This window comes from Saprospira grandis str. Lewin, assembly GCF_000250635.1.
Taxonomy (GTDB): domain Bacteria; phylum Bacteroidota; class Bacteroidia; order Chitinophagales; family Saprospiraceae; genus Saprospira; species Saprospira grandis.
This window is the reverse complement of record NC_016940.1, coordinates 1,313,010-1,337,242: the sequence shown is the minus strand read 5'-3', so window position 1 is coordinate 1,337,242 and position 24,233 is coordinate 1,313,010. Positions and strand designations below refer to the sequence as shown.

Sequence of the window (24,233 nt, the reverse complement as noted above, 5' to 3'; positions counted from 1 at the left end):
GTCCTTTTGCGGCGAGTAGGCGGCAAAGCCGCCGCAGGCTGAGGGATGGATAGCAGTGGCCGAAGGCCAGACCCAGCTTTTTGAGCGAAGCGAAAAAAGCGCAGGGCCGAGCAGAACTGCGAGCTGCGGCACAGCCCGACCCGACTGAAAGGAGGGGCAGCCCCAAAAAATCAAAATCAAAAACAACCTTGTACGATATCGAGGCTAACAAAAATAGAGCATGTTTAAAATAATCGCAAGAGAGTTCATTTGGCTAATTGTGGCCCTGATCGTCTCGCTGCCCATGGCGGTGGTGTTCCTTTGGTTCTTTGGTTATACCAGAGAGGTGGTGAATATGAGTGAAATTGAGCGCAACTGGGTGTTCTGGATGTACTTGATTGGTTATTTTACCTCCTTTTTGGGCATCTATATTATGCGTTTTATTGCGCTTTCTATCAAAACACTGACTCAGCCAGAAGCTGAGGAGGAAGAAGAATAAGGATTATGATTGATAAAGTTGTCACGGCGGTGGTGGGCGAGCTCAACCGCTTTTTGCAGTCTAAACACAATATATTAGAGGATAAGGTCATCATTTCGCATTTGGTTAATGCCGATGGCTCGATGGCGGTGCAAGAGGCCGATAAGATCGTGATGACGATCATTAACATTGAGGCCGAGCGCAATAAGAGCAGCACGGCGACTTATCAACCGAATAAGCGAGGGAATTTTACCAAGGTGACGCCCCCGGTTGAAGTCAATATATATATGTTGTTTTCGGCCTATTTTACCAATGAAAATTATCTGGAGGGCCTTAAGTTTGTCAGCTCAGTCATTGCTTTTTTCCAAAGCCGCCAAGGCGTTTTTAATGAGCAAAATACGCCGGCACTTTCGGGCACTCTCACGCGTTTGGTTGCCGAAATGGTATCGCCAGATTTTCGTGATATTTCTAATGTTTGGAATGGGGTAGGGGCCAAGTATTTGCCTTCGGTGCTCTACCGCTTCAAAACAATTCCGATTGAGCATAAAAAGCCCGAGCCAGAAATTCCTTCTATTCGCAAGATTTAGGAAGGTTTGGGGCCTCCTGCCTTCGGCAGGCGCTACGTTTCGGGGCTCGCTGTTCGCTCGGCCCTTCAGCGCTGCGCGCTTCGGTCTGGCCTTTGGCCACCCCTGCACATCGCTAGGCCAAATGAGGGCGGCTGTAGTTGGGCTTTGTCGCTTAACTAATGGCAAAGTAATATTAGCTAAATCTACGAAAAATGTTAAGTCAACGTAAATTTTAGCTTTTATTAAAAAAAATGAAAAAAAACTGCGAATAAACTTTGCAGACCAAAATTAAATTCTCTAATTTTAAGGGACTTAAAGCAGAAGAGCTTAATGAAGAGACGTAAATTTAGCAGGCGACGGAATCCGATGGAGCATCATATGCTGCTGAACATTCAAACTCGCTACAATCAGCTATTAAACATAGCGATACTGCACGATTACTTTGATGAGCAGATCTGTAAAGATGTAGTTCTTAGTCCTACTTCCGATACGGTTTTTCGCCTAAAGCAAACACAGCTTAAAACGGCCTTTGAGGGCAATAATTTGCTGATTGGTTATGGCGAGACAGTTTCTGGAGGGCCCGCTTTAGAAAGTTTGGAAAAACCTTTGAAGTTGAGTTTTTGGATGAAGGTAGAAGATGCTTTCTTCCTTAACTATACGGGCCTCCCTTATGAGTTTGGTGACTATATTTATCACTTTACAAATCGGGCCGAAGATAAGATTGAAGATGAGGAGGGCAATTTGTCTAATGATGAGTTGGTTTCTGAAATGGATCGCTTACCGCTTGAAGGCCCTGTTTTCCGCTACGAATTTGATGATGAAGAGGAGGATGCGGAAATCGAGGTGGTAGATGAGTTGGGCCAGTCTTATTTCTTTTTGGAACAGGAGGGCGAAAATGCTCATGTGGATGTAGTGATCCCTGATGCCCCTGCCGGTAAGTATATTTTGCAGCTAGATGGTTTGGAAGAATATACTTTTTATTTGGCTCCTGAGGGAACTGCCGGAATTTGGGGAGTGGTGGATATTTATATAGATAAGGAGGATGACAGCCCTTACCGCTTTTTTGATGAGCAGGGAAAGTTGTTGACCAAAAGAGAGTATAATATCCATTTTCCAGCTAGGGCTTTACCTTGGCATTACTATATAGTAGAAATGACTGAGGATAAGCAGCACAAAGGACATGAGGCCTACGATAATGGTCGAGCTGGCGAGACAGTAGACTTTGAAGAGGCCGAGGAGGTACTTATGCCTTCTGGCGAATTGGCCGTTTTGGTCAAAACTTCAGAGCCTGTTCCTTTTAAGGAAAAACAGCTGAGTCGCTTTAAGTTACGGACCAAAAGAGGCAAAAATGGAATCGAATGGATTACAGATTTACCTAATCATTCAGCAAAATCAATATTAAAAACAGATTTTAACGTTGAGGATGGTGTATTTTCCGAAATAATTGTATATTTGTAATCAGATGACAAAAAATAAATTTGTAAATCAATTAAACTTTTCAAAATAAATTAAATCATGGCAAAACAGTATGCAACACCAGGCGTTTATATCGAAGAAAAAAGCGCCTTTTCGAATTCTGTTGTAGCAGTAGGAACTGCTATCCCTGCTTTCATTGGCCACACTGAGAAAGCCGCTGCTGGTAAGCGCGACTTGACCAACACGCCAATGCGCATTACTTCTTTGGTTGAGTACCTATCTTACTTCGGTGGTGCTCCCAAAACTACTTTCAACGTTGATGCTGAAGGCGACAACTACACCGTTTCTGTTGATGGCGGTAACTACATGTTGTTCCGTAGCCTTCAAATGTTCTACGCTAACGGCGGTGGAACTTGCTACATCGTTTCTGTTGGTGGATACAACGACGACGTTTCTCCCAAGACCCTAGTGGGTGCTGAGAACGGTGGTGGTATCACTGCTTTGTTGAAGGAGCAAGAGCCTACTTTGGTTGTAGTTCCCGATGCTATCTCTTTGGAAGAAGGTGACTGTGCTACAGTACAACAAGCAATGTTGAAGCATTGTGGTGCTGACACTCGCAGCCGCTTCGCTATCCTTGACGTATGGAACGGTAACGAATCTCGCAGCATGCTAGATGATGATGTTGTAACTCGCGCTCGTGAGGCTTATGGCAACAACTTCCTAGACTTCGGTGCAGCTTACTACCCTTGGTTGAAAGCTACTGTTGTTCAAGCTGATGAGTTTGACTACACTAACGTTGCTAACCTAGAAGGTTTCGTTGAATTGCTTAACAAAGAAGTAGATGACAACGTAGCTGCTGGTTTCGTTAAAGCTGAAAAAGGTGAGTTGATCAAAGCTGAAATCGCTAAGATGGCTGACGCTGATGCTAACGTAACTGCTGTACACAACATCATGAAGGCTGTAAGCCCTGTATACAATGATGTATTGGGTCAAATGCGTGACATGTTGAACGTATTGCCTCCTTCTGGCGCTGTAGCTGGTCTATACTCTTTGGTAGATAGTACTGTAGGTGTATTCAAAGCTCCTGCTAACGTATCAGTTTCTTCTGTAACTGGACCTACTGTGAACATTTCTGCTACTGAGCAAGAAGACTTGAACTTGCCTTTGAGCGGTAAAGCAATCAACGCTATCCGTCCTTTCGTTGGAAAAGGTACTTTGGTATGGGGTGCTCGTACGCTAGACGGTAACAGCCAAGACTGGCGCTACATTAACGTACGTCGTACTATGATCATGTTGGAGCAGTCTGTGAAGTTCGCTTGTGAGCCCTTCGTATTCCGTCCCAATGACGCTAACACTTGGATCGCAGTTAAATCAATGATTGGTTCTTTCTTGCGTAGCCAGTGGCAAGCAGGTGCTTTGGTAGGTGCTACTGAAGATCAGGCTTTCCAAGTTGAGGTTGGTTTGGGTACAACTATGACTCCTCAGGATATCCTAGATGGTTACATGAAAGTTTCTGTGAAAGTAGCTATCTCTCGTCCTGCTGAATTCATCGTTATCACCTTCCAGCAAAAAATGCCCGGTGCTGCTGAGTAAGCTTTGCGCTTAACTTAGAGATGACATCTAAAGCATTTAGCCTTTCTCTTGGGCTCAAACGAGAGAGCATCAACATTTTAAATTTAGATCATACTTTTAAACGCCATATATCATGTCTGCAACAACAGAATGGCCACTGCCTAAGTTTTATTTCTCTATCGAGATTGACAATATCCCCAACACTTTGGGCTTCCAGACAATCGAAGGTCTTGAGACTGAGATTTCTGTAATGGAGTACCGCGCAGGTAACTCTACCAACTTCTACAAGACTAAGCGTCCCGGTTTGATGTCTTATAGCAACATCACCTTGAAGAAGGGTACTTTCCAGAGCGATGACTACCTCTATCAGTGGTACAAAGAGCTTTCAGTTGACCACCAGCACACTGAGCGCCGCACTGTAATCATTCACTTGATGAATGAAGCTGATGAGATCGTTTTCACTTGGACGCTACTCAACGCTTTCGTTACTAAGTTTACTCCTACTCCTTTTGACGCAGAAGCTGACTCTGAAGTCGCTATCGAAGAACTTGAGTTCTGCTGCGAAGAGTGGACTATGGAAACTGCATAAGCTTAATTTAGCTTAGCAATAAAATAAACCTGGCAGGTAAAAACCTGCTAGGTTTTTTTTGTGCTATTAAGATTTTTTCTTTAATTTAGTAGCCTAAAGCGCTTAACTTATAGCAGGTCTTAACTGCTTGATAATGAAAGGCAGTATCGCTAAGCGCTATTTTCAGGGCATAGGCCCAAAAAAACTTTGCCTTGGCCCTAGTATTTAGCTAGTTAACTTGGGCAGCCGCTTTCTTAAAAATAGATGTTATGAGTTCAGATTCCACAATGACTTGGCCCCTAACGCGCTTTAGCTTTCGGGTGTTTATTGGTCCAATTGAAATGTCTTTTCAAACTGTAGATGGTTTGGAGGCAGAAATTGGGGTGATTGAGTACCGAGATGGTAATTCTCCCTTTTTTGGAAAGGAGCGTATGCCTGGTATGTTGCAGTATAGCCGCATTACCCTTAAAAAAGGATCGTTTTCTCAAGATGATCAAATGAGCCGTTTGTTTGACCAGGTGGCAGTGAGTCGAGAGTATACCTCTCGCCGAACTATTGAAATCCACCTTTTGGACCACAATATGGAGACGCAGTTTATCTGGCGACTCGAAAAGGCCTTTATCACAAAATATATTCCCTCTAACTTTGATGCCGAATCTGAAAATGAGGTGGCAGTAGAAGAAATGGAGTTTGCCTTCCGTCATTTTGAAACGGAGGTGGGCGGTTAGGATAAAGACCGCTTAGCACATTAACTTTTAGACCAATCGCTGTAGATAATCCCAATAAGATATGAATAATACCATTAGCCCATTTGAGCGCTTCTTAGATGAAGTCATGAAAGAGGACGAAAAAACGACCTCGCCCATTCCGGCCTTTTATTTTGATGTGCAGATGTATGATCAGAAGCATGAAGGGAATAGCTTTTTGGCGGGAGTTGCTAAAGGGGCTGTAGATACCTTTGTAGGAGGAATGATTGGAGGAATGATGAAAAAGGCAATCAATAAGATAGACGGTGGCGGAGCCAATGGCTTGCCTACTCCTGGCGATACCAATATTCATAACTCCTTTATTGAGGTGAGTGGTTTGGAGATTGGTTTGGAGGGAAAGAAGACGTATAATGAGGGGGGATATAATTATCCAATTGACTTACCCGATAAAATGAAAAACTCGGCCATTACGCTAAAGCGCTTGGTGCGCCCAGATGTCATTAAAAGCTCGGATCCTTGGACCAAATGGTGTGAAGAAAGTTTTGAGGCCATGGCTTCTTGGAATGAGCAGATTAAGCTCAAGGGGGTACAGGTAAATGTAATGCACCCGAACTTGACGCAATCTGGAAAGCCGCAAATTTTGATTTCTATGGAGTTTAATTTTGCCTATCCCTCTAAAATGAGCTTGAGCTCGCTCAATTCTACTTCAGAGGATTTGCTGGTCCAAGAAATTGAACTTTCTTACGCTTTCTCTAAGGTGGTGGCCCATTAAGCGAAGCCGTTTTTGGCCTAGCGCTGTGGAAGGGTGGCCCGCAGGGCCAGACCGAGCAAAAGCGAAGCTTTTGCGAAGGGCCGAGCAGGCTTGCGAGCCCTGCAACATAGCGGCGGGCGAAGCCCGCAGGCCCCAAAAAAACCTGCTTAAAAACAGCAAAAAAATATAGAGCTTATGGCAGTAACAGTAAAAGAAATGAATGTCAACACCAATGTGAATGCAGAAAATGGTGGGGGCAAAGGTCAGGGAAAAGGAAGTGGAAAGGAACAGGGGAAAGGCATGACCGAAAAAGATAAAGAAATCTTGATTCAGGAAGCGGTGCGCCGAGCAATGGAAGCTTGGGAGTACAAAATGAATCGATAGAATTGACTCAATTAACTAGAAGATAAATAAAGAAAAATGGCAGATTCTCCAGTAAAAGGCATGGGCGAAGGCTATTTGTCGGTACTTGTACTGATTGATGGAACTGAGGTGCCTAAAACAATGGTCGTGGAGAGTGTAGATATTGTTAAGGAGCTGAATAAAATTCCTTATGCTCGTATTACACTCAAGGACGGAGATACTCGGGAGCAAAAGTTTCCTACCTCTGAAGATGCCATGTTTGAGCCGGGCAAGGAGGTAGAGGTGAAAGCGGGATATGGCCCAGGTAAGGAGGAAACTCTTTATAAGGGGATCTTGGTGGAGCACGGTATTAAGCAGTCTAATTATAGTGGTGCCTCTTTGGTGCTCAAGTGTAAGGATGAGGCGCTCAAGCTAACGGTTGGCCGTAAAAACAAGGTGTTTTATGATCAGGCTGACTCGGATATTATTTCGGCTGTGGTGAGTGAAGCTGGACTTTCTGCAGATGTGGAAGGGACTTCGGGCACACACAAAAAACTGATTCAGTATTGGAGTACGGACTGGGATTTTATTCAGTCTCGGGCCGATGTGAATAGCTTGGTGACCATTATCAATGATGGCGAAATTACGATTAAGAAACCTACGGTGAGCGAAAAGTCTGAACTGGTCATTTCTTATGGAAATGATTTGGTGGAGATGGATATGAATATCGATTCGACTTACCAATATACAGAGGTGGGCGCTACTTGTTGGAGCCATACCGATTTGGCTATTGTTACGGCCGATGGGGCCAAACCTACAGTAAATGCTCAGGGCGATTTGGACCCCGGAAAGCTGGGCGCAGTGATTGAACCCAAAAATACGGTCAAAACAACTCCGCCAGTGACTAAGGATGTGATTCAGTCTTGGGCCGATTCGGTTTACCAAAGAGGACATCTTTCTCGCATCCGAGGGAGCCTCAAATTTTATGGTTCTGCTAAGGCGGAATTGGGTAAAACGATTGAGCTATTTGGCTTTGGAACTCGCTTTGTCGGCGATGCTTATGTTAGCCGAATTCGCCATACGGTCATGAAAGGCCAATGGTTGACCGAGGTAGGCTTGGGCATGGATCCCCAACCTTATATGGAGGCCAATATTACGGCTAGCTCTCGGCCCGCAGGCGGAATGTTGCCCGCTATTCATGGGCTTCAGCATGGGGTGGTCAAGCAAATTGACTCGGATCCCGATGGCGAATTTCGCGTGCTCATCAATATCCCTATTATTGATGACCAAGCTGGAGAGGGCGTTTGGGCCCGTATGGCGCATTATTATGCTACCGAAGATTGCGGTTTTGTTTTCTATCCCGAAGTAGGGGATGAGGTGGTGGTTGGCTTTTTCAACTCGGACCCCACTTATCCGGTCATTCTGGGCTCTATGTATAGTAGCGGCAGAGGAATTACGACCGAGGAAACGCATATTCCCGCAGATCCCAACATCTTTAAGGCGATTTCTATCAATAAGGGGAAAACCCGGATTGAACTTCAGGATGATCCAGGCAAAAATATTGTCAAGATCATTACAGAAGATAAGATGATTATCGAGCTCAATGATGATGAAGATACGATCCTGATTGAAGACCCCGTAAACGTCAACAAAATGTTGATGGATAAGAACGGGATTCTCTTCGAGACCGATGGCGACTTTGTCGTTAAAGCCAAGAAAAATATTAAAATGGAGGCCGACATTAACATCGAGACTAAATCAAAGTCCGATACCAAAATGGAGGCGGTCGCCAACTTCTCTATTAAGGCCCTAGCCGTTAAAGGAGAAGGCTCTACCACTATGGAACTCAAGGGTTCTGCCTCGGCCAAATTGGAAGGGGGCGGACTCTGCGAAGTGAAAGGTGCTATAGTGAAGATTAATTAAAAGTATTAAAATCAATAGGTTATGGGAATGCCCTCTGCTCGAATTGGCGATATGCACGTTTGCCCCGCCGTTTGCCCCGGTCCTTCACCTCATGTAGGTGGACCCATTGTTAGCGGTGCCGGTACCGTCATGGTTACCGGAATTCCAGCCGCCCGACTCGGCGATTCTGCCGTCTGTGCCTGCGCAGGCGATTCGATTGCCTCTGGCTCTGGAACGGTCATGATTGAGGGGAAACCCGCTGCCCGTATTGGCGACTCTTGTGGCCATGGCGGTGCTGTAGTTGCTGGTGCTCCTACTGTATTGATTGGGTAGTTTTTGGGGCCTCCGCAGCAAAGCTGCGGCGCTATGCTGCAGGGCTCGCAAGCCTGCTCGGCCCTTCAGCCCTGCGGGCTTCGGTCTGGCCCTTCGGGCCACCCTTCCGCAGCGCTAGGCCAATGACCACCCAAGTCCGCACTTAAGACAAATAGTTGATCCCAATTTTTAGACGATAAGAAATTTTTAAGCATGTCAGACGATATCCAAAAATCATTTTTAGGCTCAGGCTGGAGCTTCCCGCCCCGCTTTAGCGACTCTACCCGCGGAATTGTTATGTCTCAAGATGAAGAAGATATTAAGGAATCCCTTAATATTCTCCTCTCTACTCTCCCCGGCGAACGAATCATGAACCCTAGCTATGGTTGCGATATCCATAGCCAAGCTTTTCAAAGTATCAATAACGCTACCCGAATCCGAATTCAAGATCTCATTACTACGGCTATCCTTTATCACGAACCCCGTATCCGCCTCATCTCTGTAGATGTAGACGAAAGCGAGCAGCTCCGTGGCCGAGTGAATGTCAATGTGGTCTATGAAATTAAGGGCGTAAATGCTCGTAACAATATGGTCTATCCCTTCTATCTCGCAGAAGGTACCGAACTCTAGTTCCTTTAGACCCCCACTACTATCACTATCAGAACAACAATAACCATCTCTTAAGCGCACCTTAGCATGAGTACCAAAAAGAATAAATCTAGCCTGTCCTGGAATGGCGTAACGCAGAGCCAACGATTGCTCAAAGCTCTCATCCCAGAATATATTAAGGTAGATGAACGCTCTACTAGTGACCTCCTCGCCTTTTCTGCCAAATATGCCGAAATGGTCCAGTTTTATGACCAAACTAATTCCCCCGCAGGAGATTGGTCGCGCTTTTTGCGCAATGACCTCTCAGTTTTCTTGGCCTCTATTATCGCTACCGATCTTAAAAAAATTGAGCAGGAACACGCCAAATATATTACCGAGCTAGAAAATGCCGCCCGTACCGCAGGCCGCCTAGAAGCGCTTAAGGCCCTCTATACGCAGGTGTTCGACATGGCCAAACAGTTTAACGACTGGTATGTGCATGCCCTCAAAATGAATACCCTGCAACCCGGCGATACCGATGAACTAGAGAACGAATTAGAGAACGCTATCAAACAACAGCTCTCTTCTAATTTACTCGAACTCCTAGAACAAGATCGCTTCCTCGAGTTTCACCAAACAGGCCCCTATAGCCCCAACGAAATCGAAGAGCATTTTCATAGCATCTGGTTCCCCTCTAAAAAGTTGCTCTCTGCTCGCGCTATCGAAGTAGAAGACCCTAGAGCTAACTTCAAAATTCAAGATTATACCAAGAAGATCCGACTACAGTTCCGGACCTTCTATAGCGTGCTCTCTTATATCGTACAAGAAGCACCAAAATATCTAGAGAAATCACTCAAAGAAAAAGATGATCACCGCCCCGATTTGGCGCTCTTTATCGCTTTTGTGAAACTCTTTAAACATAATCAGGACCACCTGAATACCCTCACCGAAAAGCATCTCGATTTCTATTATTACGATGTGCTTAAAATGCAGGAAAGAGGCTTGCAACCCGATCAGGTAAATGTCTATTTTAACCTGGCCAAACATATTGATAGCTTTTTCCTCCCCGCTGGCACTCTCCTAGACGCTGGCGTCGATGAAGATGGTAAACCCATCCGCTATAAAACCGATTATGGTATCGAACTGAACCAAGCTAAAGTGGATGCAGTTAAGACGCTTTTTGTGAGCAAAAACCCAAAAATCGGTATCGGGAGCTCTTATCGCCTTATCACAAATATGTATGCCGCCCCTGTCGCCAACTCTAGAGATGGCCTAGGCAAACGCTTTATCAATAATGAAGAGGAATGGCCCGCCTTCGGAGAAGAATTACTCGAAAAAGCTTCCGATGAACGCCAAATGGTCTATGCCGAAGTAGGCTGGGCTATGGCTGCGCCTATTCTCGAAATGGAAGAAGGCCACCGTAGTATCAAGTTGCGCATGCGATTCGATAAGTCTTCTATGTATACCCTAAATCTTTTGATTAAGGATATTAGCCGAAATCAAGGCCTATCTAAAGAAGATGCCTTCTCTAAGGTCTTTAAAAATAGCCTGAAATTAGTCCTCTCTGGAGAAGAAGGCTGGATCGAAGCCAAAAGCTGCGAACTCCTTCCCCCAGAAAACTGGAATATCCCCGAGTTTAGCCTGCTCGCTACCGTATCTGCTAATGCCCCCGCTATCGTGGGCTATAATGCCGATGTCCTAGGCCCCGATTTCGATACTAGCCTTCCCGTGATGAAGGTCCTTCACCAAAATGAAAATGTAACCTACTCTTACTCTTTCCTTAAAGAGCTAAGCCTAGAACGCATTAACATTGATGTTGAGGTCAAAGGAATCAAACGCCTAAACCTAAGTAATGAATACGGCCAACTAGAAGGCAGTATCCCTTTCCAAGCTTTTGGCCCCACGCCTAAGCTAGGCTCTTATCTCCTTATCGGAAAAACTGAGCTCTTCAAAAAGGAGCTGACTAACCTCAAAATCAATATCAATTGGCATAATCTACCCGATAATACAAAAGGCCTCCGTGGCTATTATCGAGAGTATGGCCTCGGTATCCGAAATGAAGATTACCGAATCAAATTGTCGGCCCTCCGAGAAGGGGAGTTCTTCCCAGAAAATAAAAATAATGTCAAGGAGTATTTCCTCTTCGAACAAGATGAGGATAATGTGCATGGCATTAGTAATGCTACTTGCCTAGATAATATCGATCTCAAACTTTTTGGCCTAGAACCACAGGCCAATCTCAAACAGATTGATACCTATACCAGCGAAACGCAAACCGGCTATTTCCGCATGGAATTAACTAACCCGCCCTCTGCTTTCGCCCACGATGAGTTTCCCAATCTCTACGCCGATGTGGCTGCCCATAATGCAGACCCCAAAACTAAGGAGAAAAAGAAACTCCCCAACCAACCTTTTACTCCCGTTATCCGAAATATGAGCATTGACTATACCGCTACAGCTCAAGTCAATATCATGTCTATCGGTACCGTAAATAGCTCTGGCGGTGTGGTCGAAGAGCTGTTCCATATCCACCCCTTCGGTGTGATGCGCAACTTCTCTCAAGGCCGCCCAATTAAACCCACTTTGCTGCCCGCCTACGATGAAGATGCTTACCTCTTCCTTGGGATCAAAGATTTTAACCCACCCGCTACACTCTCTATCTACTTCGAACTCAAAGAGAATCAAGACTATTTCTCTATGATGAAGGGCCGTAGTAGCGAAGCCAAACAGGCCGAAATCGTTTGGAGCTTCCTCGTTAATGACGAATGGAAGGAGTTTTCGCAAACCCAAATCCTAAACGATACCACCAATTTCTTTAATAACTCCGGAATTATCACTTTCGATATCCCCAGAGATATTTCAGATAATAATACCATCTTCGATAAAGGAAAGTTCTGGCTGCGCGCCTCTCTCCGTGGCGACGCTAGCCGTATGCCTACCGTTTTACACCTCTCTACCCAAGCCATTTCGGCTACCTGGGCCGGAAACCCCGAAGAGGAGGTGAAACACTTGGAAGAAAAATTGGCCGCCAATAAAATTAAAAATTTGGCCAGCCCATTGGTCCAAATCCGATCGGTCCAACAACCTTTTGGCTCTTTTGAAGGCCGACCCGGCGAAAATAAAAAAGAGTTCTATACCCGCAGTAGCGAACGCCTCCGCCATAAAGGTAGAGCCGTCTCTGCCTGGGATTATGAACGCCTGGTCCTCGACCAGTTTCCCGATATTTTCCAAGTGAAATGCGTAACGCATATCGGCAATGAAGCCTTTGTAGAAAAAGGACAGGTGGTCCTCGTGGTCGTACCCAGAATTAAAGCTTCTCACCAAGGTCGCCTCCCCATGGTGAATAACGCTACCCTAGAAGCTATCCGCGATTACCTCATCCCACTAGCTTCGCCCTTTGTCGAGATCAAACTCCGTAACCCTATCTACGAAAGAGTGAAAGTAGCCGGCGGTCTGCGCTTCCAAAAAGGCATGAACAACGGTACCTTCCTCAAAAAGTTGAATAAGGATATTATGGACTTTGTCTGCCCCTGGATGTATGGCGGCCAAAGAGAACTTGAATTAGGCGGTACTATCGCCAAGGATGTTCTCCTTAGCTTTATCGAAAAAAGAGAGTATGTCGATTTTGTCACTAAGTTTTCTGCCGTTCAGGTTTTCCCCAGTGGCGAAGGTTTCGATGTAGGCGATACCGCTATCGATACCTCTTCTTCGCCCTTACTCAAGGCCACCACGCCTTGGTCGGTCCTCATTCCTTTCGAGAAAAACCCACTTTATCTCCTCGACGAGGTGGCTTTCCAGTCTCCTGCCAAAGCTGGCCTAGACAATATGATGCTCGATGGCGACTTTGTAATGACCGAAGAGCGTGAACTAGACGATTAAACAATCGCATAAAACATAACCGATTAGGCCCAGAAGTCCACGCACTTTTGGGCCTTTTTTAGTGCTACAAGGTCCATTTTTTGGGGCCCGCGGCCGCCCTTTATAGCGGGGCGGCCGCCGCTATGCTGCGGGGCTCGCTATTCGCTCGGCCCTTCAGCGCTTGCAGCGCTTCGGTCTGGCCTTCGGCCACCCACTCCGCAGCGCTGGGCCATGGCTCGCTGCGCTCGCAGGCGGCTGCGCCGCCTCGCCAAGCCCTAAAAAACAATAAATAAAGGCGTTATTAAGAAAATCTAAATTATAAAATCGTTTTGACTGCGCCTTTTCCAAACAATTTTTTAAATTTGATGGCATTCACCCGCCTTTCCATTTAAGTTAAAGTATCCAACTCAATGGCTTTACTCACGCGTAGCACACTCAAAAATCTGTTCAAAAGGGGCATGGTCCCCACAGAAGTGAACTTTGCTGACCTTATCGACTCTACCGTCAATAAGGTAGATGACGGTTTCTCTCAAAGTTCGACTGAGGGCCTTATGTTGGCCACTCAAGGCCCAAATAAGCGCTTGATGAGCTTCTATGAAAGCATCCGAGACCCTCAGGCCTCTTTTAGCATCTCGATGAATCCCACTCCACATAGTGAAGGGCTCAGCTTTAATGATGGCGAAAATGAAACCCTTCTTTTCTTGCGGAAGGGAGGTAATGTAGGTATTGGGACCAGCTTGCCCAACTTTAAGCTAGAGGTGAATGGCATGCTTGGAGCAAATGGTCGAGTCGGCACTTTTATTCAAGGAGAAATCCCCGCCGATGGCCGCTGGCACCCTATCGTTTCAGATTTGGAGGGCGTTCAGGCTTTTGAAATTATTGCCCATGCTGCTGGCCGGAAGAAAAGAGCTAAATATGCCCTTACTTATGCAATTGCCACGGCTACTTATGGCCAAGGGGTGGTCAAGCATGTAAAGGCGAGTTATGGTTTGCTTTGGCGGAAAATCAGCTTCCGTTGGACGGGCTCAGAGACTAATTTCCGACTAGAAGCAAAAACGGCTGGAAATTATGGTTATCTGGATAAAGAAGAAAAGAAACAGGCGGTACTTCGCTTTTGGGTATCTAAGCTCTGGGATGATACGAGCATGATGCCTAAGGGCCAATCTACAGCCATGAATTTAGACGATGATGCCGATGAATAAGGCTTTGTTGTCCTATAGAAAAGAGCCACTGAATATATGTTCAGTGGCTCTTTTTTTGCCCTAGCTTGGGCGCTGGCTTCTAGAGGCCCGAAGGGCCGCAGGCCTAGCGATGCGGCGGGGTGGCCGCAGGCCAGACCAAGCAGGCTTAGCCTGCGCAGGGCCGAGCGAATAGCGAGCCCCAAAGCGTAGCGCCGACGAGCGAAGCGAGGCGGAGGCCCCAAAAATAAAAAAAGAGCAACAGAAATAATTTTCCATTGCTCTTTGGGTCCCGAGGGGTAAATTTAGTCCTTAATAAAAGGGTAATCTTCTTGGATGTACATATCCTCGTACAACTGTTCGGGCTGGGGGAGAGGTGAATTTTCTGCAAACTCTACAGCGGCCTTCACTTCCTCCTTGAGGCGATTTTGAATTTCCTTCAATTCTTCCTCTGTAATCATTTTATTTTCTAGGAGTGTGTGTTCTACGCGGCCGATGGGGTCCTTCTCCTTATACTCCTTTTCTTCCTCTTTGGTTCGGTACTTAGCGGGGTCCGACATAGAGTGGCCCTTATAGCGGTAAGTTTCGATTTCGATAAGCATAGGGCCATTACCTTGGCGGATATAGTCGATGGCCTCGCTCAATTCGTTGTGGAGCACTTCCACATCCATGCCGTTAATGGCTTTATTGGGCATCTTGTAGCTTTCGCCCAAGAGGTGAAGATTGGTCACATTAGAGGTACGTTCTACAGAGGTACCCATAGCGTACTTATTATTTTCGCAAATAAAGAGCACGGGAAGTTTCCAGGTCATGGCCATATTAAAGCTCTCGTGCAGGATACCTTGGCGAGAGGCGCCATCGCCGAAGAGGGCGAGGGTTACATTATCGTTGCCTTTATACTTATCGGCAAAGGCGAGTCCGGCACCTAGGCCAATTTGGCCGCCGACGATACCGTGGCCGCCATAAAAATTGCGTTCGGCATTAAAGAAGTGCATAGAGCCTCCTTTACCTTTGACGTTGCCGGTAGCTTTACCGTAGAGTTCGGCCATAGTTTCGTTGGCGGAGATGCCAGCGGCTAGGGCCATACCGTGTACGCGGTAGGCGGTAATCCAAGAGTCTTCTTTGCGGCAGGCAGACTGCATAGCGGCGTAGATGGCTTCTTGGCCAATACAGAGGTGGAGGAATCCACGGATTTTTTTCTGATAGTATACAATATTACACTGCTCTTCAAATTTGCGTGTGAGATACATCAATTCGTACCAAGAGAGGTACTGTTCTTTTGAAAATGCAGGCTTTTTTTTGCGCTTAGCCATATTCCTGAAGTTTTTATCTTAAAGAATTGGTTTGCAGTATTTTGAGCGGTTGAGAGGCTGAAAATGCTGCTTTCCAGGGCTAAGATACTAATTAAAGTAGGAGGGCAAAATTAAATTTTGCGCAAAAGGGTAGATTTTTTTTGGGGGAATAGTTTAGTGTTTAGTTGCCTAGGGTAGACTTTTGGTACCGTTTATTTATTGTTGTTGCTTGGGTGCTTGATTTTTGGTGGAGGGATAAGTTGGGGGCTATCGTTTTTAGTTGGGGAGCTCTAAAGGGCCAAGCGACTTATTTTTAGCCTAGGCTTGGGCGGCAAAAAGCTAGGTTTAGGCCTTAAAAAAGGGGAGGAGGAGAGGCGACAAAAGTAAAGTTAGAAAGAAAAAAGGCCCTTTGGCTTTTAAGGAATAATTAAGGAGGGGTTTTATTATTCTGGATAATTCGCTTATCTTAAAGCTGAATAACATACTACACTGAGAAGAATCATCTAGGCAACATTATTTTGCCAAAACTTCCCCAAGACTAACACTATATATAAAGTATGGCATCCTTTGAAATTTTAACTAAGGAACCTTATCCTGGACTGCGCCCTTATGAGGCCAAAGAGAGAGAGCTTTTTTTCGGAAGGAATAAGCAGCTCGATGAGTTGTTACGTAAGATTCGTGGCAATCGTTTTTTGGCATTGGTAGGAGGAGCAGGCGGAGGTAAGTCCTCGCTAGTTCGTGCGGCCTTGGTCCCAAAACTAAAAGATGGTTTTGCGGGGCAGGCGGGGCAAAACTGGCGAATTGCGGTTTGTCAGCCTGGCAACAATCCGATTGGAAACTTGAGTCGTCAGTTGGCCTCTAGAGGGGTCTTGCACCCTGACAGTAAAATGGACCCTAACTATCCGGCTATTGTAGAGAAAAGTCTGCGCCGAGGAAGTTTGGGTTTAGTCGATGCTTATAAAGATGCGGATGTAGAGCGAGCCAATTTGATGGTGGTCATTGACCAATTTGAAGAGATTTTTGCCTTTGCTAAAACTTCTTCAGCCGCTCAGGAAGATGCGGCTACCTTTGTCAATTTACTGCTCAATGCATCTAGGCAGCGCGAAGCGCCTATTTATATTGTATTGACTATGCGCTCGGATTATATTGGGCGTTGTACGGATTTTAGAGGCTTGCCCGAGGCGATTAACGATGGGCAGTTTCTGATTCCGAAAATGAAGGTAGAAGAGCTCAAGAAGGTGATGATTATGCCGGTTAAGGCGGTGGGGGCAAGCATTGCTCCAGACCTAGTGAGCAGGATGATTGCTGATATTGGAGAAGACTTTGACGATTTGCCTCGTTTGCAGCATTTGATGATGCGCGTTTGGGACAATTGGGTGGAGGTAGATTCTGATCCTGGCCTTCCTTTGGGGATTAAGCATTATGAGAATGTAGGGACCATCAAGGAGGCGCTTTCTGTGCATGCCGAGGAGGCCTATAATAAGCTCAAAACAGAAGAGCAAAAAGTTACTTGTCAACGAATGTTTCGGGCGCTTTCTGAGCGCAATGCCGATGGTTCGGCTAGCCGTAGGGTGGCTACTGTAGGCGAACTTTGCAAGTTGACCGATCAAAGTATAGAGAGTTTGGCTCCGGTTATTGTGGCTTTCTCTCGTTCGGACCGCCGCTTTTTGCAGGCGCCCCCAAATCGGGATGATTTGGAGCTAGACACCGTAATTAGTATTACGCATGAAAGCTTAATTTCTTATTGGGACCGTTTGGCGCATTGGGCAGAAGAAGAGCATGAGGCAGCCGAAACCTATACTCGCCTATCTACTGCCGCCGCCCTTTACTTTGAAGGAAAAGGCGCCCTTTGGGTAGAACCCGAATTGAGTTTGGGCCTCAAATGGTATGAACCCCATACCTATGATGAGGAGCATCCCGACCGCCTAGCGCCTACCAAGGCTTGGGCTTCTCGATATAATACTACTTATGATGAAACAATTGACTTTTTACTGAAAAGTCATGAAGCTTCAGATAAAAAACTTAGAGATAAGAAGGAAGATGATGACCGCAAACGGAAAACCCGTATGCTGATCACTTATCTTTCTTTGGGCTTTGGCGCCATCTGTCTTATTCTTTTGCTCTTGGCCGGTGTGGCCCTAGATAGTGCCCGCCGATCGGCTCAGGTGGCTGGCCGCAAAGAAAAAGAGGCTCGCCTAGCTGCTTATCAGGCAGAAATAGCCAAGCAAAGAGCCAATGAGAGCCGCTATATGGCCAAGGTAAATGCCAATCGTGCCCAAAGAGAAAGTTTCTTGGCCCGTCAGGCTACCGAAAAGGCGATTCGCTCTTCAGATATTGCTGAGTTGAAGTCTAGAGCCGCCAACCAAGCTCGCTCAAAGGCCCTAATCGCTCTGGATACGGCAGAATTGGAACGCCAAAGAGCAGAAATTGCTAAGCTTAAGGCCGAACAAGCTCGCCGCGATGCCATGAAGTCAGAACGCAGAGCGCAAGAAGAACGCCTTAAGGCGATTATGACAAAAGGCCTTTCTTTGGCCCAGTCTGTAGCCGTAAAGTCTTGGAAAGTAGAAGAACCCGACCTAGAAGCACTTTTGGCTAAAGAAGCCTTTGAGCTGAATCGGGTAAATGGTGGAAAAGAACATGATGCCTATATCTATGAAGCCCTTTATAAGGCTATAGATAAAATGCAAGGGGTAGGAGATAACCCAGACTTTAATAGTTTGAATGTAGCTCCTGATGGCCTCTCTCACCTTGGTGCCATGCGCTCTATTGTGGTCTCTACCGCAGAAGGAGAATTTGACCAAAAAGTCTATACTACAGGTTCTGATGGCTGGCTGTTTAAATGGCCTCTACAGGTTTTTGATAGCAAAGAGGAACAAAAAACAGCAGGCGCTCCACAGGTGCTTACCCGCAACCGCAACAACCGAGTTTATCGTTGTATGGATATGAATGCCGAAGGAAAGTTCTTGGTCCGTGCTGGCGATGAAGATTATATGGAAATTTGGGATGTGGCCAAAGAAGAACGCATGCTTAAAGTAGACGTTCACCGTGGCCGCCGCGTTTGGGACCTCGCTTTCTTGCCTACGGGTAATGCCGTAATCTCTGCCGGAGATGACCGCAGTATCAAGTATACCAATATGAAAGGAGAAGTAACTCCTATTGTAGAACGTACGCCTTACCGAGTGACTTCTATTGCCGTTTCTGCCGATGGACAACATGTGGCTGGCGCCGGAGGATCTCCTGATGTTTCTATCTGGAATATTAAGTCGGGCCAAGAGGATTTTAAACTAGAAAATCCCTACAACAAACGCAATGCTACTGCTGTAGCTATTAGCCCCACTGGCCGATTTGTTGCTGTAGGTTACCAAGATGGCTCTTTGCTTATCTTTGATATCTATCACTACAAAAATGGTCTAGACCAAGACGGCAACCGCTATATTCCCGAACGCCTCGTTTATCATAGCGCCAAAATTAGTGACCTCAGCTTCTCTGATGATGGAACTATGCTCGTGGTGGGTAGCCTCGATAAAAGAGCTACACTTTGGCAAATCTGGAATCAAGCTTATGAGAACTATGATAATGAAGAGGAGTTCCCCTTCAAAGATCCTAAGTTCCAGCCCATTCGCCTAGAAGATCATGAAGATTGGGTCCTTTCTGTGGCCTTTACCCATGATGGACAAAAAGTCCTTACCGGCTGCGCTAATGGAGAAGTGAAAATCTACGAGGTGGATATGTTCCGCTACGCTAGCCAACTCTGCGCTATGGTGCGCCGCAACCTTTCTAATAAAGAATGGAAGAAATATATTGGTACCGATGACCCCGAAAGAGATCCACGCAACCAACGCCTGTATATTATTACTGCAGAAGGCGAACGCCTTCCCCTTTCTACCTGTGGTAATGAATACCCACAAGGCGACTAATACAATAATATACCTCTAAAGATAGAGCCAGGGGAGGGCTAGCCGGGCTAGCTTTCCCCTTTTTTTAGGCTTTATCTTCTCCTTAGCCAAGCCAGAGGCTTGCCGTCTCCAAAATGAGTTCGAGTTTAATAATTACTAATTCGCTTTTTATTATGAAACTAAAATTGCTTTGGGCCGCTGTCGCCCTAGCCCTCAGCCCTCAAGTCTTATCTGCACAATCACTAGACGAGGACCTCTGTAATGACCATTTAGATGAGGCTAAAAGAGCCTATGAAGAAGGGCAGCTAGAAGAGGTGGGCGACCTGATCCGAGATTGCCTAGCGAATAAGAAAGCTTTTCCCGTTAAAGCAAAAAGAGAAGAAGGCTATAAATTACTGACCGAAAGCTACCTCTTCCGTAATGACCTAGATGATGCTACCCGCTCCTTTGAAGAACTCCTCAAAATTAACCCCCTCTATGAGGCAGATTCTTTAAATCCCAATAATTCTTATGACCTGATTTATCTCTCTAGAACGTATAGACATAAACCTCTGATCTCTATTTATGGAAATATTGGCGCCAATAATACTCGCCTGCAAACGCTAGAAACCTATAATGTAGATAACAACAATTATCGAGCAGAAAATTATAACCAATTTGTACTGGGCTTTTCTGGCGCTATCGGTGTAGAAATGCCTATCTGGAGAGACTTTACGCTCGCTCTAGAAGGTAATTTTGCCCTCAGAAGTTATCGCGCTATCGATACTATGTTCCTCTCGGCAGGCTTGCAAAACCCCGCCCAAAATACACTGCAATACTCTAGCCTGCAGTTTGATGAACGACAGTACTGGATCGATATCCCCCTGATGCTACGCTATGAACACTATTTCAAACGCTACAAAAAGGTAATCCCTTACGCTTATATCGGTGGAGCACCCAATTTCTTGCTCTCTGCTAGTGTGGTTAATATCCAAAGAAATACAACCCGCGAATCTGATGGCGGTGGAGCCGTAGTCGGTGGCGAACGTAGCTTCGTTATTGCCGGATCTGGCCTCTCTGCCGAAACTCAAGCCGGAGAAGCCGACCGCCTCTCCCTAAGAGAAGGCTTTAATGTCTCTCTACTCGCTGGCGCTGGCGCAAAAATTCGCCTAGGACACGATTTCGTTATTATCGAAGCCCGATACAACCGCTTTTTGATGAATTCCGTCAATAGAGAAAATCGCTATAGCAATCCCGAATTGCTCTACGAATACGGACATGTAGATAATGACTTTCGTATGGATAATTATTCACTAACTATCGGCTTCGAAAAGTCTTTCTACAAACCCAGAAAAAAACGACAGTACAACGAAGTTTATATCAATCGCCGACTCAATAAAATTATCAAGAAGGAAAAACGAAACGCTAAACGAACTACAGACTCCGAACTAAAACGAGAACTCAATAGCTTCGTTCGCGAACTCGAAAGAGATCAACCCGGTATCATTGAAGATGTTCGCCGTGGTCGCGCTAGCTCTAAGGTAATTGACGAAATCAAAGATAAAGCCTCAGATATTAAAGGGAATTAATTTTTCACCTAAATTAGAAAACTATGATCAATAAGTATTTCTTCGCTAGCTGTATGCTCCTGCTACTGGGCCTTAGCGCTTGCAAAAAAGAGAATATCTCTCCCGCCAATCAAGAAGATGCTTTCGTTAAGTATTACGGACATGTAAATAGCCAAATCGGAAAAGATGTTAAGGAAACAGCCGATAAGGGCTTTATTATCCTTGGCTCTTCTAACGCTTTTGTCAATTCTGCTAGCTACAATGACTTCTATCTCGTTAAAACAGATTCTCTGGGTAATGAGGAATGGAGCAAGACCTTTGGCGACGGAGGGAACGGCTATGAAGAAACCGGCCACCGCGTGCTGGTCCTCTCCGATGAGTCTGGCTACCTCGTAGCCGGTAACCGAACTACCGTGGTGACGGTAGGCGGCCAATCTACCCTAGATGCCACTTATATCGTGCTCTATAAATTAGACCTAGAAGGAAATGTGGTCTGGGAAAAAGTCTTGCTCAATGGATCTACCCTAGGCTCTTCAGAAATTTATAAGGACTTTGTCTATGATATTAAGGAACTTCCCGATGGGGGTTTTGTCTTGGCCGGAGAAACAACCGATGTCTATATCGGTAAACCCGAATACCAAGATTATCAGGCCCTAGATAAAACAGATGTGCTCCTTATGCGCCTAGACCTAGATGGCAATATCATCTGGCGCTCTGTCCGTGGATTTGTCGGTGAAGACCGCGCCGCCTCTGTGGAGGTCCTCAATGGCGCTTATGTAGTCACCGCTACCGCCGAAAAACGAGATGAGGAAAACGGGACACCCACTAACCCCAATTTTACTACCGATATTCTCGTGATCCGATTCCGCGCCTCTTCGGGTAGCGAGGTCTCTCAACAAAGTTTTGGTGGCCAAGATATGTTTTTGGTGGCCGGCGGCTCTTGCTACGATTCGCTAAATGCCAGAATTACAATTCTCAGCCATGTCGAAAATAGAGACCCCACTAGAAATGAAGTGAATGAAGGTGATCTTCTCCTCCTCCAAGTCGATGAGGGCGTAGGAGAAATTCAACGCCGATATCTAGGTAAAACAAATGGCGGCTTTAGCAATACTAGCGAGGATCTCCTAGCCGGAAGTATCGCTTTGGTTCCCTCCGATGTCTCTGGAAGTGAACCGAGCTTTGTCATCAGTGCTGTCTACCAATACGATGATGCCAACTTTGGCGATGAACTCGTTATGGCTAAGGTGGGCTCCAATCTTACCCCAGAATGGGATGGCGAAATTCGCCAATTTGGCCGCGCTTCTGTCAATAATGGTAGCCAGGCCCTAGCCGGTAACCAAGCCGGAACGGTCATGCCTATCCGCGAGTTGGTGCCTGGTACCACCCGCAGAGAACTCAAGGGCTATCTCATGACGGGTACCATGAATGTGGCCACCAACGCCATGGTTTGCCTCATCAAAACCAATAATGAAGGACTGCTTACGCCAGTAGATTAGGCTATTTTGGGGCTGCCCCTTCGCTACGGGTCGGGCCATTGCGCAGCTCGCAAGTCTGCTCGGCCCTGCAGCGCTTTCAGCGCTTTGGTCTGCCGCCTGCGGCGGCCCTGCTACAGCCCCTCAGCCGCGTCGCTGCGCTCCTTTGCGGCGGCTTTGCCGCCTGTAAAACGCAGAAAATTGGACCAAAAAAAGGCCGTTTTCCACTCAGGAAAACGGCCTTTCTATTTTCTTAATTCCGTTATTCATTACAGTTGCTAAAGCCTAAACTTTGGCAAAGCTCCAACAACTTCTCTCGGCCCAATGGACTATAACCAATCGGTTGGCCCTCGGCCAATAAGGCCTCCTGTGCTGGAATCTGCGGCCCAGCCACCTGCTGATTACACTGAAAACAAATACTCACTTGGCCCACAGGCTCATCGGCTGCATTGTAGAAAACAAAGCCCAAACGAGGATAAAAACAACGAGTGACCGAACCCCCATAACTGTTTTTACTATTTAAAGTGCTGAGCAAAAGCTTTTGCTGCTCCTCCGTGAGTTCTTTTTCAGCCTTAACAGAAGGGTGTCGCACCCCGTTTTCATTCAAAATATAGTCGCCTTGCATGCTTTCATAATCATAGGCTACTACTTTGACAAATTCTTTTTCAGGAAAACTGGCCAGCTCATCATTTGTAGATGATTTTGGGGTAGACTGGCAAGAAACAAGACTAAGGGCCAAAAGGCCCCAAAAAAAACTGTAAATTTTCATAGGACAAAAGGGTTGGGGAATAGCTAATTTGTGAATTGAATGAGTACTAAAATGAGGGGGAGTATAAAGATACAACTATTTTGTCAAGCACCCGATTTTTAAAGAACGTAACTTTTTGCAGAAATGTCCTTTTCTAGAAAAAGCAGCTTGCTTATTTTAGCCCAATAAACTAAGCGTCAATTGGCCTAGGGATGGATAGTGGTGGCCGAAGGCCAGACCCAGGCGCTTTAGCGCCGCAGGGCCGAGCAGACCTGCGAGCCACGACACAGCCCGGCCGCCGAAGGCGGCAGGCCCCAAAAAATAAAAATCTTAAAGCATATGATGAAGAAAATTGTAGCCGCAGCTAGTATCCTGCTTTTTATGGCTTGCCAAGGCGAGGAGCAGACTCAAAAAAATGAAGGGCCAAAAGTCTGGAAAACAGAACAGCAGGCCGATTTATTGATGGAATACCAATTTGATACCATCAAGCAGCAAAAAGAAGGGGTTTATAAAGAATATAGCCTACAAGAGGGCAAAAAAATCTTGCTTTTGGAGCGCAAAATGAAGGCGGGTCTAAGTGTTGGCGAAGAAAAACAATATCATCCGAATGGGAAACTGGCCGCCCGTTTTCAGTATAATGAAAAAGGGCAGGAAGATGGGCCTCTAAGCTATTATTACCCCAATGGCCAATTGAAACAGGCGGGCTATTATAAGGAGGGCGTTTTGGATGATAGCCTGAAAACCTACTACCCCAATGGGCAGCTCAAAGAATGGGTGATTATGCGCAATAATGAGGCAAATGGGCCCTTTGCAGAATTTTATCAGAATGGACAGCCCAAAGCCAAAGGGACTTATCTGGGAAATTATGAGCATTGTGAGCTCTGGTTATATGCCCAAGATAGTACAGGAAAACTACAGTCTAAAATGCTTTGTGACAGTCCATTAAAGACCTGTGCCACCTTTTGGAAAGCCGAAGAAGGCCAGCTAGAAGGCGTCAATGATTTGGCAAAAAGTACAATTGACAAAATGCGGCCGCAGTGCGAGCCCCTAGAATAAGAATA

At 46.0% G+C, this 24,233-nt stretch carries 19 protein-coding genes; 17 read left to right on the top strand and 2 right to left on the bottom strand.

Going from position 1 to position 24,233, the window contains the following annotated elements:
• The first annotated feature begins 220 nt into the window (after positions 1 to 220).
• From SGRA_RS05890 to SGRA_RS05825, 13 genes are all read left to right on the top strand, one after another.
• On the top strand, positions 221 to 478 hold the full coding sequence (locus SGRA_RS05890) for a hypothetical protein (RefSeq protein WP_002657748.1): 258 nt from the start codon (positions 221 to 223) through the stop codon (positions 476 to 478).
• 5 nt (positions 479 to 483) lie between these two features.
• Positions 484 to 1,044 (top strand): Pvc16 family protein, encoded by a 561-nt coding sequence (locus tag SGRA_RS05885; RefSeq protein ID WP_015691696.1) that lies wholly within the window; start codon positions 484 to 486, stop codon positions 1,042 to 1,044.
• A gap of 309 nt (positions 1,045 to 1,353) precedes the next feature.
• Complete coding sequence (locus SGRA_RS05880; RefSeq protein ID WP_041329517.1) at positions 1,354 to 2,481, top strand: hypothetical protein; 1,128 nt, start codon at positions 1,354 to 1,356, stop codon at positions 2,479 to 2,481.
• 57 nt (positions 2,482 to 2,538) lie between these two features.
• Positions 2,539 to 4,032 carry a phage tail sheath family protein gene (locus tag SGRA_RS05875; RefSeq protein ID WP_015691694.1) on the top strand — a complete coding sequence of 498 codons (1,494 nt, stop codon included), beginning with the start codon at positions 2,539 to 2,541 and terminating at the stop codon, positions 4,030 to 4,032.
• Between the two features lie 112 nt (positions 4,033 to 4,144).
• Positions 4,145 to 4,600 (top strand): phage tail protein, encoded by a 456-nt coding sequence (locus tag SGRA_RS05870; protein ID WP_002657742.1) that lies wholly within the window; start codon positions 4,145 to 4,147, stop codon positions 4,598 to 4,600.
• 248 nt (positions 4,601 to 4,848) lie between these two features.
• A complete protein-coding gene (locus tag SGRA_RS05865) occupies positions 4,849 to 5,307 on the top strand; it encodes a phage tail protein (protein WP_002657740.1) in 459 nt (152 codons plus the stop codon).
• A 61-nt stretch (positions 5,308 to 5,368) separates the two neighbouring features.
• A complete protein-coding gene (locus SGRA_RS05860; protein ID WP_015691693.1) occupies positions 5,369 to 6,058 on the top strand; it encodes a phage tail protein in 690 nt (229 codons plus the stop codon).
• A gap of 174 nt (positions 6,059 to 6,232) precedes the next feature.
• Entirely contained in the window at positions 6,233 to 6,421 is a 189-nt protein-coding gene (locus SGRA_RS05855; protein ID WP_015691692.1) for a DUF5908 family protein, read from the top strand.
• Between the two features lie 36 nt (positions 6,422 to 6,457).
• On the top strand, positions 6,458 to 8,302 hold the full coding sequence (vgrG, locus tag SGRA_RS05850) for a type VI secretion system tip protein VgrG (RefSeq protein WP_015691691.1): 1,845 nt from the start codon (positions 6,458 to 6,460) through the stop codon (positions 8,300 to 8,302).
• A 21-nt stretch (positions 8,303 to 8,323) separates the two neighbouring features.
• The gene (locus SGRA_RS05845; RefSeq protein WP_002657733.1) at positions 8,324 to 8,614 is read left to right on the top strand and encodes a PAAR domain-containing protein; all 291 of its coding nucleotides are present in this window, start codon (positions 8,324 to 8,326) and stop codon (positions 8,612 to 8,614) included.
• 192 nt (positions 8,615 to 8,806) lie between these two features.
• Positions 8,807 to 9,223, top strand: coding sequence for a GPW/gp25 family protein (locus tag SGRA_RS05840; protein ID WP_015691689.1), 417 nt, complete (start codon positions 8,807 to 8,809; stop codon positions 9,221 to 9,223).
• Between the two features lie 66 nt (positions 9,224 to 9,289).
• Positions 9,290 to 13,060 (top strand): baseplate J/gp47 family protein, encoded by a 3,771-nt coding sequence (locus SGRA_RS05835; RefSeq protein ID WP_015691688.1) that lies wholly within the window; start codon positions 9,290 to 9,292, stop codon positions 13,058 to 13,060.
• Positions 13,061 to 13,449: 389 nt separating this feature from the next.
• Complete coding sequence (locus SGRA_RS05825) at positions 13,450 to 14,241, top strand: hypothetical protein (RefSeq protein ID WP_041329516.1); 792 nt, start codon at positions 13,450 to 13,452, stop codon at positions 14,239 to 14,241.
• A gap of 281 nt (positions 14,242 to 14,522) precedes the next feature.
• Here SGRA_RS05825 and pdhA read toward each other — a convergent pair whose 3' ends face one another.
• Positions 14,523 to 15,530: a pyruvate dehydrogenase (acetyl-transferring) E1 component subunit alpha gene (gene pdhA / locus SGRA_RS05815; RefSeq protein WP_015691684.1), complete on the bottom strand. Its 1,008-nt coding sequence runs from the start codon at positions 15,528 to 15,530 to the stop codon at positions 14,523 to 14,525.
• Positions 15,531 to 16,066: 536 nt separating this feature from the next.
• On the opposite strand from pdhA, the gene SGRA_RS05810 reads away from it, so the two are divergent.
• The 3 genes from SGRA_RS05810 to SGRA_RS05800 all read left to right on the top strand — a co-directional run bounded on the left by SGRA_RS05810 (position 16,067) and on the right by SGRA_RS05800 (position 22,448).
• Positions 16,067 to 19,426, top strand: a complete 3,360-nt coding sequence (locus SGRA_RS05810) for a WD40 repeat domain-containing protein (protein WP_015691683.1) — start codon at positions 16,067 to 16,069, stop codon at positions 19,424 to 19,426.
• A gap of 152 nt (positions 19,427 to 19,578) precedes the next feature.
• Complete coding sequence (locus SGRA_RS05805) at positions 19,579 to 20,973, top strand: outer membrane beta-barrel protein (protein WP_015691682.1); 1,395 nt, start codon at positions 19,579 to 19,581, stop codon at positions 20,971 to 20,973.
• A 23-nt stretch (positions 20,974 to 20,996) separates the two neighbouring features.
• The gene (locus SGRA_RS05800) at positions 20,997 to 22,448 is read left to right on the top strand and encodes a hypothetical protein (RefSeq protein ID WP_015691681.1); all 1,452 of its coding nucleotides are present in this window, start codon (positions 20,997 to 20,999) and stop codon (positions 22,446 to 22,448) included.
• A gap of 238 nt (positions 22,449 to 22,686) precedes the next feature.
• Here SGRA_RS05800 and SGRA_RS05790 read toward each other — a convergent pair whose 3' ends face one another.
• A complete protein-coding gene (locus SGRA_RS05790) occupies positions 22,687 to 23,193 on the bottom strand; it encodes a hypothetical protein (RefSeq protein ID WP_148268282.1) in 507 nt (168 codons plus the stop codon).
• Positions 23,194 to 23,511: 318 nt separating this feature from the next.
• On the opposite strand from SGRA_RS05790, the gene SGRA_RS05785 reads away from it, so the two are divergent.
• Positions 23,512 to 24,228, top strand: a complete 717-nt coding sequence (locus SGRA_RS05785; protein WP_148268281.1) for a toxin-antitoxin system YwqK family antitoxin — start codon at positions 23,512 to 23,514, stop codon at positions 24,226 to 24,228.
• The last annotated feature ends 5 nt before the right edge of the window (positions 24,229 to 24,233 follow it).

Excerpts from the sequence above, each read along its gene's own strand:
- SGRA_RS05890 (WP_002657748.1), top strand. The coding sequence starts at position 221 with ATGTTTAAAATAATCGCAAGAGAGTTCATTTGGCTAATTGTGGCCCTG.
- SGRA_RS05885 (WP_015691696.1), top strand. The coding sequence starts at position 484 with ATGATTGATAAAGTTGTCACGGCGGTGGTGGGCGAGCTCAACCGCTTT.
- SGRA_RS05880 (WP_041329517.1), top strand. The coding sequence starts at position 1,354 with ATGAAGAGACGTAAATTTAGCAGGCGACGGAATCCGATGGAGCATCAT.
- SGRA_RS05875 (WP_015691694.1), top strand. The coding sequence starts at position 2,539 with ATGGCAAAACAGTATGCAACACCAGGCGTTTATATCGAAGAAAAAAGC.
- SGRA_RS05870 (WP_002657742.1), top strand. The coding sequence starts at position 4,145 with ATGTCTGCAACAACAGAATGGCCACTGCCTAAGTTTTATTTCTCTATC.
- SGRA_RS05865 (WP_002657740.1), top strand. The coding sequence starts at position 4,849 with ATGAGTTCAGATTCCACAATGACTTGGCCCCTAACGCGCTTTAGCTTT.
- SGRA_RS05860 (WP_015691693.1), top strand. The coding sequence starts at position 5,369 with ATGAATAATACCATTAGCCCATTTGAGCGCTTCTTAGATGAAGTCATG.
- SGRA_RS05855 (WP_015691692.1), top strand. The coding sequence starts at position 6,233 with ATGGCAGTAACAGTAAAAGAAATGAATGTCAACACCAATGTGAATGCA.
- vgrG (WP_015691691.1), top strand. The coding sequence starts at position 6,458 with ATGGCAGATTCTCCAGTAAAAGGCATGGGCGAAGGCTATTTGTCGGTA.
- SGRA_RS05845 (WP_002657733.1), top strand. The coding sequence starts at position 8,324 with ATGGGAATGCCCTCTGCTCGAATTGGCGATATGCACGTTTGCCCCGCC.
- SGRA_RS05840 (WP_015691689.1), top strand. The coding sequence starts at position 8,807 with ATGTCAGACGATATCCAAAAATCATTTTTAGGCTCAGGCTGGAGCTTC.
- SGRA_RS05835 (WP_015691688.1), top strand. The coding sequence starts at position 9,290 with ATGAGTACCAAAAAGAATAAATCTAGCCTGTCCTGGAATGGCGTAACG.
- SGRA_RS05825 (WP_041329516.1), top strand. The coding sequence starts at position 13,450 with ATGGCTTTACTCACGCGTAGCACACTCAAAAATCTGTTCAAAAGGGGC.
- pdhA (WP_015691684.1), bottom strand. The coding sequence starts at position 15,530 with ATGGCTAAGCGCAAAAAAAAGCCTGCATTTTCAAAAGAACAGTACCTC.
- SGRA_RS05810 (WP_015691683.1), top strand. The coding sequence starts at position 16,067 with ATGGCATCCTTTGAAATTTTAACTAAGGAACCTTATCCTGGACTGCGC.
- SGRA_RS05805 (WP_015691682.1), top strand. The coding sequence starts at position 19,579 with ATGAAACTAAAATTGCTTTGGGCCGCTGTCGCCCTAGCCCTCAGCCCT.
- SGRA_RS05800 (WP_015691681.1), top strand. The coding sequence starts at position 20,997 with ATGATCAATAAGTATTTCTTCGCTAGCTGTATGCTCCTGCTACTGGGC.
- SGRA_RS05790 (WP_148268282.1), bottom strand. The coding sequence starts at position 23,193 with ATGAAAATTTACAGTTTTTTTTGGGGCCTTTTGGCCCTTAGTCTTGTT.
- SGRA_RS05785 (WP_148268281.1), top strand. The coding sequence starts at position 23,512 with ATGATGAAGAAAATTGTAGCCGCAGCTAGTATCCTGCTTTTTATGGCT.